Raw genomic sequence first — 13,356 nt, forward strand, 5'->3', positions numbered from 1 at the left:
GTTTACAACAGATCGTCCAGATCCATCGTTTCAACTGGCGCCTGCTGGTCATCCCAGAAGGTTCCGTATTGGCCCATCGGTGTGCGATGGCCGGTATTTTCTACCCAAAGCCGATCCGACATCGAAACAAGCATGTTGGTAGCCATCCCGTTCACGAACCGCCACTCTTCATTAACCTCACCCTCTTTCAGAGACTCGGCATGGTCACGAATGATCGACTTCACCAGCTCGATATCATTTTTGTTGGTCGCAGCAATGGCATGGAATACATGACCAAGGCGGACACCCGCCTCCTTTCCTTGCTTCTGAGCAACAGCCAACCGCTCAAAGGCATCTTCACCCTGAGGCTGGGTACCGGGGATCATCGCCCATACCGTTGCCCTCAGCGCCATGGGGGCGCCCCACCATTTGGTGTTGTCCATGCACTGGCTGGCGCGGCCAACCACTGAGCCGGTGTTAAAGGGCACCCCGATAGAGGCGGTTGCCTGAATCTGTCCGTTCAGGGCCTGCAAACCAGACAGAAGGCCTGCCATGTAGATGAACTCATCCATCTCGTCATCAAAATCCGGGCACTCGTTGTCGTCCGGCTTGCCGTAGTGGGCATTGTGATGCTGCCAACCCTTCAGGTACCGTTTCGCCGCCAGGCTATAGGCTCGCTTTTTGCGAATAAACGCATCTTCAGCCGCCGTACCGTTCATGGCATACATCGCTGCCAGACCGGCCAGTTCATGCTGATTGGCCTCTTCTTCTGCGCAACTACCGGCAGACAGGTACAGCATGACCGCCAGCTGATCCGGCTCACTGGTAACCCGACCAAAGGACATCAGCAACGGCGCGGTTGCCTCACTCATGGAGCAGCCCATTGCGGTATCATCGGATTCCATCAAGTAGGGCACCGTATGATTACGGGAGAAACCTTTCATCACATCGCCGGTGGTCTTGTAGATCATGTTGTTAACAACACCACAGCCGCTCAGGGCCAGGCTGGCCGCAAGCGCTGTCGCCAGGCCGCGGATTCGTGTTCCAGAGGAAATGGTTGTCCGGAAAGCTGTCATAACGTCTGCACCCTTTTATTCTTGTGCGTATCCGATATTCAATCTGTGCCAGGCCTTCATGCCGTTTTTGTTACATCCTGTAACTCGCAAGGCATTATGGCGAAGTCGGCTGCCGGTTAATGAGACAGGCCCCGCAAATGACGCTACTGAAGGCGTGTCGCCACAGACTGGGGTTTGCACATTAGCGCTAAAGCCACTATAGATTGCATGAACCAACAGCCTCTGGCCGGTGGTTCATGCAACGACAATAATCAGAACAACAGACAGGAGTACTCCATGCGCAAACCTGAACTGGCAGCTGCCATTGCCGATAAAGCCGGGCTTACCCGTGAAAAAGCCAGTGAAGTGATCAACGCCGTCACCGACCAGATTTCAGCGGCCGCCGCCAGAGGTGAAGACATCACCCTTATCGGTTTTGGCACTTTTTCCATCCGCGAACGTGACGCCCGCAATGGCCGAAACCCCCAGACCGGAGCTACCATCAAGATCCCGGCCAGTAAAACCGTCGGTTTCAAGGCCGGTAAAGCACTGAAAGACGCTGTCCGCTGAGACGATCCTGGCCCGCCACTGGCGGGCCATCAACGCTCGCTCAGGAAGCGCACTCAGACCGGGCACCATCTACCCTGCACCGAATGGCCTTCATCAGTTTGATCGCCCGCTCGTCATAAACGCCGTCTTCAAGCAATGACAAGCGAACCTGTCGCAGCATTTTGTCGTATTCCGCTACGTCTTCCTGGGGTGGGTGCATCCAGACGTCGTCCGGAATACCGGCCTCTGCTTCGGCAATAATTCCGTAGGCCTGATCAATTCGCTTGATCGACTCATCCCGCACCATCTGGCCGGCATCATCCGGGAAACGGTCACGGTGGATAATCACCTGAAAGTTCATATAGGCCAGGGCGTACTTGAACACGCCACCATTGGAGTTCACCCCCTTGTACAATTCCAGGGGCTGATAGGCCACGGCGGGCGCGTAGGCAAGATCAACGCTGCCGTTATTGAATTTGCCGGCAAAGTTGGCGGAATTTGACCCCACAACGGAGGCACCAACATGGCGAACCATCCGCACTGAGGCATTGTCGTAATCAAGCGTCGCGATGCGCTTGCCCTGCAATTTCTCGACCGAATCGACGGAGCGGTCACGGGTGTGCAGGTAAACCGCACCACCCGGGAACACGCCGGCCACTTCGTACGGCCCTTCAATCAGGAACTGGCGTGCTTTGGGCTGGCTCAGCGTGTTGAACAGAAGGCGCATTTCCTGTTCGCCAGGCACCGCACCCATGGCCTCAAGTGTGCCGGTAAATTTGTTGAACTCGCGGGCCCGGGTGCCGGTCAGCAAGACCGCATCACACTGGCCAGCCTTGAAATCCTCGGCGGCAACTTTTTCATCGGTGTAGGCTCGCAAGTCCAGCTTGATTCCCCGGTTGAGCGCCACTGGCTGGAACTCTTTGGTAATGGCGAACAACGGGCCATTGGCACCAACCGGGTCAAACACACAGAAACTGCGCTCAAGCATGTCTTTCGGGGCTTCCTGGGCCTGGCCCACAGCGGGTGCGATCATGCCGGCACACAGCGCTGCGGCCAAGGCGATACGGCGGGAAAAACGAATTGTGGTCACGGGACGACTCCTGATTATTATTGTCGGATGCTGGCGCCTGCAGGCAGCCGGCAACCCATTGGTTAATGCCAAAGATGGTAGAGGTTGGAGCAGTAGGATACGTTGGCTGAGGTGCCTGCCATCAAGGCTTTTTCTGCTATTTGAATGCAATCTGTGATGGGATCGACAGAGGTGGGGCCACCTCTGCCGCATTCTGGATTTCGGTTAGCCTGCGTCGGCCCAGGCGGGGTGACCATTCACCAGCGTTAACCTTACCCTTCCCGATAAGTCGCGACCAGAAACCGGCACATGATGGCCTGAAGACAGCAGCGTCTTCGCTGAAGGCCGCCAATGCGCGGTGGGATCGAAAACACACACATCCGCGACGGCGCCTGCCACCAACCCGGGGGACAGGCCAACAACGGCAGCCGGCCCAGTGGTCAGTGCAGCCAGCAATTGAGCAAGGCCCAACTCCCCCCGGTCAACCAGTTCAAGCCCAAGCGACAAAAGACTTTCGATACTGGAAAGGCCAGGTTCGGTGGCCGGCAACGGTGCTTGCTTGGCCGCACTGTCATGGGGGTGATGCTGGCTGACAATGGCATCAATGACGCCATTCTGCACGGCCGCCACCAGAGCTTTCCGGTCAGCCTCGGAACGCAACGGGGGGCGAACGTGGAAGCGACTGTCAAACCCGGCCAGAGCGTCTTCGGTAAAGCACAACTGGTGCATGGCCACATCGGCCGTCACCTGAATACCACGCCGCTTTGCATCCGCCAGCATTTCGACACTTCGGGCGCTGGAAAGCTGGCTCAGGTGTAGCTTGACGCCGGTTTCTTCCGCCAACAACAGCATTTCCATCACCGCGGCGGTTTCCGCCACTTCCGGAATACCCAGCAGGCCCAGGCGCGTGGCGACCTGGCCATCATGGGCGTAGCCATCCGCCGCGAGCGCCTGGTTTTCGGGGCTGAACATAACCGTCAGCCCGAACGTCTGGGCATAGGCCATACACCGTCGCAATATCCTCGCGTTGCGGATTCCCCGGGACCCGTTACCAACGGCTACGCAGCCGGCGTTTTTCAGGCCAGCCAGATCACTCAACAGCTCGCCGTCGAGGCCACGGGTGATGGCGCCGACTGGCAACACCCGCACTGCGCCCCGGGAATCCGCGCCATCACGAATCAAATGAGTAACGGCACTTGAGTCGTTGACCGGAGAGGTCTCCGGAGACGCGCACACGGTTGTGAACCCGCCGTGAGCCGCTGCACGGGTTTCCGTGGCGATGTTGCCTTTCTGGCCATTGCCCGGCTCCCGCAGGTTGCAGCACAGATCAATAAAACCCGGCGCGATAACACAACCAGACGCATCAAACGACTGCTCCGCACTGGCGCTCAAGGCTGAGGCGCCCAAGGCCGCCACTTTGCCGTCCTGGATCAGGAGCCCCGGGTTACTGGATGCTTCTCCCATACCATCAAACAGCGTGCCACCGGTAATTTTCAGACTGCCGTACGGCTGACCAAGGCTCATGACCGGGCTCCCTCGCTGTTCATTTGTTTTTGCTGACGCTCCGCCATCTGACCACCCATCGCCATGGACATCACGGCCATACGGATCGCAATGCCATTGGTGACCTGGTTAAGAATCACCGATTGGGGCCCGTCTGCCACTGCGGATTCGATTTCAACACCGCGATTGATCGGGCCCGGGTGCATCACAATGCAGTCCGGCTTCGCCAACGCCAGCTTCGCCTGATTCAACCCGTACAAGCGGTAGAACTCCCGTTCGCTGGGCAACAACGCCCCTTCCATACGCTCGTTCTGCAGGCGCAGCATGATCACCACGTCCAGATCTTTCATGCCCCGGGCCATATCGTATTCGACCTTGCAACCCAAGCTCTCCACATCCCGCGGCAACAGCGTGCCCGGCGCAATCACCCGCACCTCTTCAGCACCCAGCTCGTTGAGTGCGCGGATCTGGGAGCGAGCCACCCGGGAGTGAAGAATATCTCCAACAATAGCTACCTTGAGTCCGGTGAAGCCGCCCTTGTGCTGGCGGATGGTGAGCATGTCGAGCATCGCCTGGGTCGGGTGTGCGTGGCGGCCGTCACCGGCGTTGATGATGGCCACTCCGGGGGTCACACTTTCAGCGATGAAGTGCGGCGCTCCGCTCTGGGAATGGCGCACCACAAACATGTCGCTGGCCATGGCCTCCAGGTTGAGCAGGGTGTCCGACAGAGACTCACCTTTGGAGGTGGCAGACGTTGAAATGTCCAGATTCAGGACGTCGGCAGACAATCGCTTGGCGGCCAGCTCGAAGGTGCTTCGGGTCCGTGTGCTGGACTCAAAGAACAAGTTCACCACCGTTCTCCCCCGCAACAACGGGACTTTTTTGATACTGCGCTCACCGACTTCGATAAACGAGTCTGCGGTGTCCAGAATGTCCGTGAGCAGTTCGCGGTTCAGGCCGTCCAGGGTCAGAAAATGCCGCAACTGACCCTCCCGGGTCAGTTGCAAGTGGTTCGGGGAAGGGTCGTTTGCGGTCATGGCTCGCCTGTTATCAATGGGGAGGTGTTACTTACTGCCCGGTTTCCTGTAATTCAATGTGCAGCGGCTCAGGGCCACGCAGCTTTACGCGCTGGTGCGCGTCCAGTGTCAGCACCCGGCCTGTCACATCCGGCTGAATCGGTAGCTCTCTGGCGCCCAGGTCAATCAATGTCGCCAGTATGATACTGGCTGGCCGGCCGTAATCGAAAATCTCGTTCATCGCAGCGCGGATGGTACGGCCACTCATGATGACATCATCAATCAGAATAATGTCGCGGCCTTCGGTATCGAACGGCAGGCTCGAGGGCGTGACTTTCGGGTTCAGTCCGATGCGACTGAAATCGTCCCGATAGAAGGAAATATCCAACTCGCCGTATGGCTCGGCAAGGCCAAGGCGCTTGCTCATGACATCCGCCAGCCACACTCCGCCGGTGCGGATACCGATCAGCGCAGGGGTGTCGACGCCACGCTGCTCCAGAATCCGGCGCAAACCGGCCTCCAGTCCGTCAAGCAACTGGTTGATATCGAGCAATGCGGTCATTCGAACCTCGTCAGTCAGGTCAGCCGGCCTGTTCCCGGCACCAGGTTTCCAATATCAACACGGCGGCCAGGTCGTCCACACCGTGGCGGCCAAAGTCCCGGCTGCCGCCTGCGGCCATCACTTCACCTTTGGCTTCAAAGCTGGTCAGCCGCTCGTCCACCATCTCGACAGGTACATGATAACGGCCGTGCAGTCGCTTGCCGAATTTCCGGGCCCGGGCACACATGTCGTTCTCGGTGTCATCCATGTTCAGCGGCAAACCCACCAACGCCAGGTCCGGCTGATATTCCGCCAGCAGTCGCTCGATGTGACTCCAGTCCGGAATGCCATCACGGGCCGGAATCATCGCCAGCGGCTGACCGGTACCGAGCATTTCCTGGCCCGAAGCCACACCAATGCGACGGGTACCGAAATCAAACGCCATAAGTCTGCGGCTGCCGGGTTCAGGCATGACCCACCGAATCACTGAGCTGGTTCAGATCTACCCCGATCAGCCGCAGTACCGCCTCATAGCGTTGTTCGACCGGGGTCCGGAACAGGATGTCGGTGCTGGCGGGGCAGGTCAGCCAGGCGTTGCTGCCGAGCTCTTCCTCCAGCTGGCCCTCACCCCAACCGGAATAACCGAGGGCGACCAAAAACTCCGCTGGGCCATCATCTTTACCGATACTTTCAAGAACATCCCGGGACGTTGTCAGCAGCACGTCGTCGGTCACCCGGGCCGTATTCTGCCATTCGCGCCCCGGCGAATGCAGCACAAATCCCCGTTCTGGCTGAACCGGCCCACCGGTAAAGACCGGCAAATCCAGCTCGCCGCCGTGCATGTCGAGCTGCTCCAGAATCTCCCCAAGATGGATGTCCAGAGGTTGATTGACCATCAACCCAAGAGCGCCCTCTTCGGAATGCTCACACAAATAAATCACACCGCCATGAAACCGCGGATCGGAAAGCCAGGGCGACGCCACCAGGAAGTGGTGCCGCAGGCTGCCAGTTGTGGTGCTGTTTTCTGTCATCCTGAGCTGAGCCCCCGCTTCTGGAATGACCAGGTTCGTATGATTTCCAGCTCGTCGGCCTCCTGTCGCATTTCCTCGGGGAAAGGCGCAAACGGTGCGGCCATTCGAACAATACGGATGGCCGCATCATCCAACACGGTACTTCCTGAAGACTGGAGAATAGCCACTTCTTTGATTGTGCCATCTTTCCGCAGAGAAACCAGCATGCGCAAATCGCCATAAATACCAGCCCGGCGAGCCTCTGTGGGGTAGTTGATATTACCAACCCGGGTCACCTTGCCGACCCAGTTCTGAACATACCAGGCATTGTTGGATTTCAGGGTGGAGGCAGCCGTCACCCGCATGACCCTGGGCTTACGAGCGTAAGCCTGTTGCTGGGCATCGAAGCGGGCCTCCAGGCTGGCGATTTCCAGGCTGCGTTCCATCAGGCTTTTGCGCTCACTGCGGGGCAGCGGCTCCGGCTCGGTGCGTTCATCAGGCTGACGCACCTCCCTGCGCGCTTCACTGGTCTCGACCACGGCCCGCTCCTGGCTGGGCGACGGCTCTGTCGTGGATTGCGGTTCCGGTTGCACATTCGCCATCTGAGGCTGGCTGGCCTCGGCTGGCTGGGGCGAGGTCATCTCCAGGGGCTCATCTTCGGTACCGCTGCCCTGCTGGTTGGTCTGGGCGAGAAAGTCAGCCTTTTCCGGAGCCTGCTCATCGTCAAACTGGGACAGGGTAATCTCCATGGTTTGCGCCGAGGAGCTGGGCAGTTCCGGCGCAAAGGTAATGCCCAGCACGATAATGGCATGCACCGCCACTGCCATGAACAGGGTAAATGAAAACCGGTCGAAGTCGCTTACCTGAACTGCCATTACTTATCCTGATTCTGCATCCCGGGCCCGGAAACCGCCGGCATCAGCACTGCTTCAGGCGCCGCTCAACGGCGTCCATCAACATACCCGCAATATCGATTCCGAACGCTGTATCCAGCTCCCGGATACAGGTCGGACTGGTTACATTGATCTCTGTGAGGTAGTCACCAATCACATCAAGGCCAACGAACATCAGCCCCTTCTGCTTGATCACCGGGGCCACCCTGGCACAGATTTCACGATCACGAGCGGTCAGTTCGCGCCCCTCACCCCGACCACCTGCGGCCAGGTTCCCGCGATTTTCACCCTGGGAAGGAATTCGCGCAAGGGCATAGGGTACCGGCTCGCCATCAATCAGCAGAATGCGCTTGTCACCATCGGAAATTTCAGGAACGAATTTCTGCGCCATGGCCTGATGAGCGCCATAGTTGGTCAGGGTTTCAATAATGACACCCAGGTTGGCATCATTTTCCTTGACCCGGAAAATGGATCGGCCACCCATGCCATCCACCGGCTTCATGATGATGTCACCATGCTCCGCGTAGAACTCCCGGAATCGCAGGGAAGATCGGGTAACGATCAATGGTGGTGTAAGATCCTCAAACTGCGCTGCGAACAGCTTTTCATTGCAGTCTCGCAGGGTTGCCGCCGGATTGACCACCAGAGCACCTTGCTGTTCGGCTGCCTCCAGAATGTAGGTGGCCATCAGGAATTCACGATCAACCGGCGGATCTTTGCGCATCAGAATCACATCCAGGTCACCCAGGGCCCGATCCTGACTGGCACCAAAGCTGAACCAGTTTTCCGGGTCCATATGCACGGTGAGGCTTCGGGTATGGGCCCTGGCCTGACCACCGGCCAGATACAGATCTTGTTGCTCCATATACTCAATGTCCCAGCCCCGCTTCTGCGCAGCCAGCAACATGGCGAGCGAACTGTCCTTCTTGAAATGGATGTCCTCGATAGGATCCATCACGATCCCGAGCCGGATTGCCATAGAGTCTCCTGGAGTATCTGTTTAAATGCCCGAGAAACGCGCTGCTGAAAACACGAACCGGTCAGCAGAGCGATCCCGATATAAAGTGCTATGATGAAGATGGTATTGTACCCCAGCCGCGAATGCATCCGGAGAAATCCTGCGGTGAATACGTGACAACGGAAACAGAAGTACATTTGGTCACAAACTAATACTTTTTATCCGGCCATGGATACTCTATAAATGAGCGGGGTTTATAGAACAACCTTAAGGTTTGTGTTAAAAACCCTCTACAAAATAATGACACTCGCTTGAGCGCAAGGCAGTTGGACAATGGATGACAACTTCGAGAACTTGAAGATCATGGTGATCGACGATAGCAAAACCATTCGTCGCACCGCAGAAACCCTTTTGAAAAAGGTTGGCTGTGAGGTCATCACTGCCACTGACGGCTTTGACGCTCTGGCCAAAATCGCCGATTCCCAGCCGGATATCATTTTCGTTGATATTATGATGCCCCGCCTGGACGGCTATCAGACCTGCGCATTAATCAAGAACAATTCCTCTTTCAAGAAGACGCCGGTTATCATGCTCTCGAGCAAGGACGGCCTGTTTGATAAAGCCAAAGGCCGTATCGTAGGCTCGGATCAGTACCTGACCAAACCCTTCAGCAAGGATGAGCTGCTCAATACCATCCGCCAATACACGCCGCAGGCGGAACAGTAAACCTGCTGATACCCAGAACCATCGAGGAAACCATGGCTCGCATTTTGATTGTTGACGATTCGCCAACTGAAGTTAAAAAGATCTCCACCATTCTGGAAAAGCACAATCACGAAGTGCTGACCGCCGATAACGGCGCCGATGGTGTTGCCAAAGCCCGTGCAGAAACACCCGATCTGGTGCTGATGGACGTGGTCATGCCCGGCCTGAACGGCTTTCAGGCAACCCGCCAGCTCACCCGCGCACCGGAAACCGCCTCTATCCCGGTGGTGATCGTGACCACCAAGGATCAGGAAACGGATCGCGTGTGGGGAACCCGCCAGGGTGCCAAGGGTTACCTGGTAAAGCCAGTTAACGAAGACGATCTGATCAAAACAATCAACAGCCTGATTGCCTGATCCTCAACCGTGGAGTAAGCATGTCCGCCCAGGCCGCCCCTTTTGCCGTTCTGACGGATATCGCCCAGCGTAGCCGAGCCATGGCTTCCGGTCTGCCGGAGCAACAGGAAGCCGTTGAGCTGTGGAACGGCATCGGCTTCATACTGGCCGGTGAGCGCTATGTTGCTCCTATGGGCGACATTACTGAAATCCTGCATGTACCCCGGTTTACGCACATTCCCGGGGTGCGTCCGTTTATGATGGGCGCCGCCAACGTTCGGGGCCGACTCCTGCCCCTGGTGGATCTCGCCGGCTTTTTTGATATTCCCCGGTCATCGCGCAGCCTGCGCGATCGCCGGGTTTTGGTTATTGAGCAGGGCGATATATTCAGCGGCCTGGTCGTAGACAGTGTTTTGGGCATGCAATACTTCGCAACAGACAGTTTCAGAGCCAACCCGGAAGGGGTGCCTGACAGCGTTCAGCCGTTTGTAGAAGGCGGATATGAACGTAACGAGGAGGTCTGGAAAGTGTTCTCTGCCGCCGATCTGGTGGATGACGAACGTTTTCTCGATGTCGCACAGTGGTAAGGGTGATGGTACTGGCAGGAACATCACCCTGACCGTCTGATACCCGCTACAACAACTTGCCATTTCCAGAAGAAAGAGGCCGGGAGCCAGAAGATGAAAAACAGAGCCGGAAGACTCAGTATGGGACAGGGAGGCAACAAGCTGGTTGCCGGCCTGATCGCAGCACTGATTGCACTCACTATCCTGCTCGTTGTGGTGCTGTTCATCATCAACAAAGACAGCCAGAACGATCAGGAATACATCGCCAACACCGCAGAAATGCGGGTACTCTCACAGGAGATCGCGAAAAACGCGACGGAAGCTGCCGGCGGCACCGCCGAAGCCTTCGACCAGCTTCGCCGCTCCCGTGATGAGTTCCAGCAACTCTGGACGAGCGTAACCGAGGGCAACCCCGAAACCGGCCTTCCCGCCAGTGAACTGGCCCAGCAAAGTGGCGTGCAGCAACACTGGGATACGGTTCGTGAAAACGCCGACAGTATTCTGTCCACCCGGGAAGCGGTACTCGGCCTGCATGAAGTAGCCCGCACCCTGAACGAAACCATTCCGCAGTTGCAGGTTGAGTACGATGACATCGTACAGATCCTGCTGGACAACGGCGCACCGGCCGAGCAGATCTCCCTCGCCCAGCGCCAGTCGCTGCTGGCAGAGCGGATTGTTCGCTCGGTCAACAACGTACTGTCCGGTGATGAAGACGCCGTTATCGCCGCCGACCGCTTTGGTCGCGATGCCAGCCTGTTCGGACGGGTTCTGGATGGCCAGCTTAATGGTAACCCCGGCATGGGCATTACCCAGGTTGCTGATGAAGACGCCATATACGGCCTGGAAGCGGTTGACGAGCTTTTCGAATTCGTTTCCCAGAACGTAGACGCCATCCTTGAAGCCTCTCCCGACCTCTTCAAGGTTCGTACAGCGGCCAGCGACATTTTCCAGAACTCAGAGATCCTGCTGGCAGAACTGTCAGGCCTGGCCGACGAGTTCGGCTCACAGTCCGGCTCCCGGCTTGTCAGCCCGACCCTTGCCTTCTTTATTCTGGCGGCCATGGTGGCCATCGTTGTGTTCATCGGCTTCGCGCTTTACCGCGATGCCCAGTCTCGTCTGTCGACCACTCAGGAACAGAACGAACAAAACCAGAATGCGATCCTGCGACTGCTGGACGAACTGGCTGACCTCGCCGACGGTGACTTGACCACCGAGGCCACAGTAACCGAGGACTTCACCGGTGCCATCGCCGACTCCATCAACTACGCGATCGACCAGATGCGCGGATTGGTACAGGCGATTCGGGGTACTGCGGTACGGGTAGCATCTGCGGCCCAGGAAACCCAGGCCACGGCCATGCACCTGGCGGATGCTTCCGAGCACCAGGCCCAGGAAATTGCCGGCGCCTCCGCCGCGGTGAATGAGATGGCGGTGTCCATCGACCAGGTATCCTCGAACGCGGCGGAATCCTCTGCGGTTGCGGAGCGGTCGGTTGCGATCGCGAAGAAAGGCGCGGAAGTGGTACAAAACACCATCCGTGGCATGGACAACATCCGTGAGCAGATCCAGGAAACCTCCAAACGGATCAAGCGTCTGGGTGAGTCCTCACAGGAAATCGGCGACATCGTATCCCTGATCAACGACATCGCCGACCAGACCAACATCCTGTCTCTGAACGCGGCGATCCAGGCCTCCATGGCCGGTGACGCAGGCCGGGGCTTCGCGGTTGTTGCGGACGAAGTTCAGCGCCTCGCGGAACGTTCCTCTGCAGCAACCAAGCAGATTGAAGCACTGGTTAAAACGATCCAGTCAGACACTAACGAAGCCGTTATCTCGATGGAGCACACCACCGCCGAGGTGGTCCGTGGTGCTCGTCTGGCCCAGGACGCGGGTATCGCACTCGAGGAAATCGAGAACGTATCCATGTCTCTGGCAGAATTGATCCAGAACATCTCCAACGCGGCCCGTCAGCAGTCGTCGTCGGCGGCGCACATCTCCAACACGATGAACGTCATCCAGGAAATCACCTCACAGACCTCGTCTGGTACCAATGCGACCGCCAAGTCCATCGGTAATCTGGCAGAGATGGCCTCTGAATTGCGGTCTTCCGTTGCTGGCTTCACCCTGCCTGACGAAGATGCCGCGGACGAGGAAGAAGACGAGAACAGCGACGTTCCGGTGGTCAGCTGATCACCGGCCCGGGGCAGATGACGGTTTATGGCTCAAACGCATAATCACCAGTCACCCGCCGAAGGCATCTGGTCACTGCGCAGACTTCCTGACATGGATGATGCGCAGTTCAGCCAGTGGCAGACTTTGCTGGAGCATCGCACCGGCATGACGCTGACGGCCGATCGCCGCTCTTTTCTGGAGACCAATCTTGGCATCCGGATGCGTGAAATCGGTTGCAGCAGCTACCAGGCCTATTACGAGCAGATCGTCTCAGGCCCGGATGCAGTCCGGGAATGGGCGACCCTGGTGGATCGTCTCACCGTTCAGGAAACCCGATTTTTCCGGGACCCGGACGCCTGCAGACTGGTTTCCGACTATGTGATGACACGGCCCCGGGAACAATTGAAAAAGAGAGCGCTGGAAGCCTGGAGCGTTGGCTGCTCGACCGGTGAGGAACCCTACACTCTGGCGATGATTCTTAATGAGTGTATGAGCCAGCTGGGCATGCAACCGCTGTATGGCGTCACGGGTTCGGATATCAGCCAGCCGGCCATTGAAAAAGCCAGGCAAGGCCTGTTCAGTGCCCGCAAGCTGCTGGGCATGGACGAAGAGATGAAATCACGGTATTTCCGGCCAGCCGAGCGGAATACCGTAGAAATTGTGAACAGCATCCGTGACCGGGTGTGCTTTGCCAGGCTGAATGTACTGGATCTGGACAAAGCGCCCATGCACGGTATGAACATTATCTTCTGCCAGAACCTGCTGATTTATTTCCGCCGCTGGCGCCGGCGCGAAATTGTCAAACGGCTTGCAGAGCGTCTGGCACCGGGGGGCTTACTGGTGCTGGGCCAGGGCGAACTGACCGACTGGCAGCCGCCTGGCCTGCAGAGGGTACCCTCGGAACATGTACTGGCGTGGATCAAGCGCCAGTCCGACGAAGAATAA

General features: G+C 57.7%; 15 protein-coding genes. 6 read left to right on the top strand and 9 right to left on the bottom strand.

The features are described from left to right. Window positions 1-2: 2 nt before the first annotated feature. Window positions 3-1,055 carry a hypothetical protein gene (locus QPL95_RS04260; RefSeq protein ID WP_303289767.1) on the bottom strand — a complete coding sequence of 351 codons (1,053 nt, stop codon included), beginning with the start codon at window positions 1,053-1,055 and terminating at the stop codon, window positions 3-5. Between the two features lie 276 nt (window positions 1,056-1,331). Between QPL95_RS04260 and QPL95_RS04265 the strand changes: the two genes are divergently transcribed. Further along, window positions 1,332-1,604: an HU family DNA-binding protein gene (locus QPL95_RS04265; protein WP_303289768.1), complete on the top strand. Its 273-nt coding sequence runs from the start codon at window positions 1,332-1,334 to the stop codon at window positions 1,602-1,604. Window positions 1,605-1,644: 40 nt separating this feature from the next. Here QPL95_RS04265 and QPL95_RS04270 read toward each other — a convergent pair whose 3' ends face one another. The 8 genes from QPL95_RS04270 to gshB form a co-directional block, all read right to left on the bottom strand. After that, on the bottom strand, window positions 1,645-2,673 hold the full coding sequence (locus QPL95_RS04270; protein ID WP_303289769.1) for a putative solute-binding protein: 1,029 nt from the start codon (window positions 2,671-2,673) through the stop codon (window positions 1,645-1,647). Between the two features lie 204 nt (window positions 2,674-2,877). Next, window positions 2,878-4,176 (bottom strand): dihydroorotase, encoded by a 1,299-nt coding sequence (locus QPL95_RS04275; protein WP_303289770.1) that lies wholly within the window; start codon window positions 4,174-4,176, stop codon window positions 2,878-2,880. Next, the gene (locus tag QPL95_RS04280; protein ID WP_303289771.1) at window positions 4,173-5,192 is read right to left on the bottom strand and encodes an aspartate carbamoyltransferase catalytic subunit; all 1,020 of its coding nucleotides are present in this window, start codon (window positions 5,190-5,192) and stop codon (window positions 4,173-4,175) included. The genes QPL95_RS04275 and QPL95_RS04280 overlap by 4 nt, the downstream gene beginning before the upstream one ends. A gap of 31 nt (window positions 5,193-5,223) precedes the next feature. Further along, window positions 5,224-5,733 (bottom strand): bifunctional pyr operon transcriptional regulator/uracil phosphoribosyltransferase PyrR, encoded by a 510-nt coding sequence (pyrR, locus tag QPL95_RS04285; RefSeq protein ID WP_303289772.1) that lies wholly within the window; start codon window positions 5,731-5,733, stop codon window positions 5,224-5,226. 19 nt (window positions 5,734-5,752) lie between these two features. Beyond that, window positions 5,753-6,184, bottom strand: coding sequence for a Holliday junction resolvase RuvX (gene ruvX, locus QPL95_RS04290; RefSeq protein WP_303289773.1), 432 nt, complete (start codon window positions 6,182-6,184; stop codon window positions 5,753-5,755). After that, window positions 6,177-6,743, bottom strand: coding sequence for a YqgE/AlgH family protein (locus QPL95_RS04295; protein ID WP_303289774.1), 567 nt, complete (start codon window positions 6,741-6,743; stop codon window positions 6,177-6,179). The genes ruvX and QPL95_RS04295 overlap by 8 nt, the downstream gene beginning before the upstream one ends. Next, window positions 6,740-7,597, bottom strand: a complete 858-nt coding sequence (locus QPL95_RS04300) for an energy transducer TonB (RefSeq protein WP_303289775.1) — start codon at window positions 7,595-7,597, stop codon at window positions 6,740-6,742. The genes QPL95_RS04295 and QPL95_RS04300 overlap by 4 nt, the downstream gene beginning before the upstream one ends. A 43-nt stretch (window positions 7,598-7,640) precedes the next feature. Further along, window positions 7,641-8,594, bottom strand: a complete 954-nt coding sequence (gene gshB, locus QPL95_RS04305; RefSeq protein WP_303289776.1) for a glutathione synthase — start codon at window positions 8,592-8,594, stop codon at window positions 7,641-7,643. Between the two features lie 312 nt (window positions 8,595-8,906). Here gshB and pilG point away from each other — a divergent pair, with 312 nt between their 5' ends. The 5 genes from pilG (at window position 8,907) to QPL95_RS04330 (ending at window position 13,356) form a co-directional block, all read left to right on the top strand. After that, window positions 8,907-9,299 (top strand): twitching motility response regulator PilG, encoded by a 393-nt coding sequence (pilG, locus tag QPL95_RS04310; RefSeq protein WP_303289777.1) that lies wholly within the window; start codon window positions 8,907-8,909, stop codon window positions 9,297-9,299. 32 nt (window positions 9,300-9,331) lie between these two features. Continuing rightward, a complete protein-coding gene (gene pilH / locus QPL95_RS04315; protein ID WP_303289778.1) occupies window positions 9,332-9,694 on the top strand; it encodes a twitching motility response regulator PilH in 363 nt (120 codons plus the stop codon). Window positions 9,695-9,714: 20 nt separating this feature from the next. Further along, on the top strand, window positions 9,715-10,260 hold the full coding sequence (locus QPL95_RS04320; RefSeq protein WP_303289779.1) for a chemotaxis protein CheW: 546 nt from the start codon (window positions 9,715-9,717) through the stop codon (window positions 10,258-10,260). A 93-nt stretch (window positions 10,261-10,353) separates the two neighbouring features. Continuing rightward, entirely contained in the window at window positions 10,354-12,429 is a 2,076-nt protein-coding gene (locus QPL95_RS04325) for a methyl-accepting chemotaxis protein (protein WP_303289780.1), read from the top strand. A gap of 27 nt (window positions 12,430-12,456) precedes the next feature. After that, on the top strand, window positions 12,457-13,356 hold the full coding sequence (locus QPL95_RS04330) for a protein-glutamate O-methyltransferase CheR (RefSeq protein ID WP_303289781.1): 900 nt from the start codon (window positions 12,457-12,459) through the stop codon (window positions 13,354-13,356).

The organism is Marinobacter sp. SS5-14b, assembly GCF_030541005.1.
GTDB lineage: Bacteria > Pseudomonadota > Gammaproteobacteria > Pseudomonadales > Oleiphilaceae > Marinobacter.

Bases quoted from the DNA above. Each gene is read 5' to 3' on its own strand.
- QPL95_RS04260 (WP_303289767.1), bottom strand. From the start codon at position 1,055: ATGACAGCTTTCCGGACAACCATTTCCTCTGGAACACGAATCCGCGGC.
- QPL95_RS04265 (WP_303289768.1), top strand. From the start codon at position 1,332: ATGCGCAAACCTGAACTGGCAGCTGCCATTGCCGATAAAGCCGGGCTT.
- QPL95_RS04275 (WP_303289770.1), bottom strand. From the start codon at position 4,176: ATGAGCCTTGGTCAGCCGTACGGCAGTCTGAAAATTACCGGTGGCACG.
- QPL95_RS04280 (WP_303289771.1), bottom strand. From the start codon at position 5,192: ATGACCGCAAACGACCCTTCCCCGAACCACTTGCAACTGACCCGGGAG.
- pyrR (WP_303289772.1), bottom strand. From the start codon at position 5,733: ATGACCGCATTGCTCGATATCAACCAGTTGCTTGACGGACTGGAGGCC.
- ruvX (WP_303289773.1), bottom strand. From the start codon at position 6,184: ATGCCTGAACCCGGCAGCCGCAGACTTATGGCGTTTGATTTCGGTACC.
- QPL95_RS04295 (WP_303289774.1), bottom strand. From the start codon at position 6,743: ATGACAGAAAACAGCACCACAACTGGCAGCCTGCGGCACCACTTCCTG.
- QPL95_RS04300 (WP_303289775.1), bottom strand. From the start codon at position 7,597: ATGGCAGTTCAGGTAAGCGACTTCGACCGGTTTTCATTTACCCTGTTC.
- gshB (WP_303289776.1), bottom strand. From the start codon at position 8,594: ATGGCAATCCGGCTCGGGATCGTGATGGATCCTATCGAGGACATCCAT.
- pilG (WP_303289777.1), top strand. From the start codon at position 8,907: ATGGATGACAACTTCGAGAACTTGAAGATCATGGTGATCGACGATAGC.
- pilH (WP_303289778.1), top strand. From the start codon at position 9,332: ATGGCTCGCATTTTGATTGTTGACGATTCGCCAACTGAAGTTAAAAAG.
- QPL95_RS04320 (WP_303289779.1), top strand. From the start codon at position 9,715: ATGTCCGCCCAGGCCGCCCCTTTTGCCGTTCTGACGGATATCGCCCAG.
- QPL95_RS04325 (WP_303289780.1), top strand. From the start codon at position 10,354: ATGAAAAACAGAGCCGGAAGACTCAGTATGGGACAGGGAGGCAACAAG.
- QPL95_RS04330 (WP_303289781.1), top strand. From the start codon at position 12,457: ATGGCTCAAACGCATAATCACCAGTCACCCGCCGAAGGCATCTGGTCA.